Genomic DNA, 818 nt, shown 5'->3' with positions numbered 1-818 from the left:
GAGTAGGACAGGTCGGTGATCAGCCCCACATAGACCTGGCCGTTTTCCAGGTGGTAGAGGAAGCCACCCCCGGTGGAGCCGCTCTCGGACAGCGGCCAGCCGGCGGTGTGCACCACCAGCCCCGGCTCGTGCTTCGCCGGGTCGATGTCCCACAGCTCCTTGATGCCCAGGCCGTAATGCTGCGGGTCCTTGCCCTCGTCCAGGTTGAACTGCTGCAGCAGCTCCTTGCCCAGGTGGCCGCGGCAGCCCTCGCTGAACAGGGTGTACTTCGCCCGCAGCTCCATGGGCGGCATGTAGCCGTCTTTCTGGTTGCCTTCGCTGTCGACACCGAACTCACCGGTGAGGATGCCCTTGACCACGCCGTCCTCATACAGCACCTCGGCGGCCGGGAAGCCGGGATAGATCTCCACGCCCAGCTGCTCGGCCTGCTCACCCAGCCAGCGGCACAGGTTGGCCAGGCTGATGATGTAGTTGCCGTGGTTGTGCATGTTCTTCGGCACGAAGGCGTTGGGGGCCTTGCGGGCGCCTTCGGGGCCGCGCAGGAAGTAGATGTCGTCCCGGGTGACCGGGGTGTTCAGCGGCGCACCGCGCTCCTTCCAGTCCGGGAACAGCTCATTGAGGCTCGTGGGCTCGAACACCGTGCCGGCGATGATGTGGGCGCCGACCTCCGAGCCCTTTTCCACGACGCAAACGGTCAGTTCCTGCTCCGCCTCGTTGGCCAGCTGCTGGATGCGGCAGGCCGCTGAAAGGCCCGCCGGGCCCGCCCCCACGATCAGGACGTCAAACTCCATCGATTCGCGTTCCACGATAGTCTCCTC

Annotated in this window: 1 protein-coding gene; it reads right to left on the bottom strand. The window is 66.0% G+C overall.

Features of this window, described 5'->3' with window-relative positions; translation table 11 throughout:
- Positions 1-791, bottom strand: a 791-nt coding sequence (locus H4I92_RS00100; protein ID WP_245800822.1) for an NAD(P)/FAD-dependent oxidoreductase, incomplete at its 3' end; no start/stop codon positions are given.
- Positions 792-818 lie beyond the last annotated feature (27 nt).

The sequence above is a fragment of the Vreelandella halophila genome, from assembly GCF_019903425.1.
Classification (GTDB): domain Bacteria; phylum Pseudomonadota; class Gammaproteobacteria; order Pseudomonadales; family Oleiphilaceae; genus Halospina; species Halospina halophila.
Note: the sequence above shows the minus strand (reverse complement) of the source record. Positions and strands in the feature narration are given on the sequence as shown.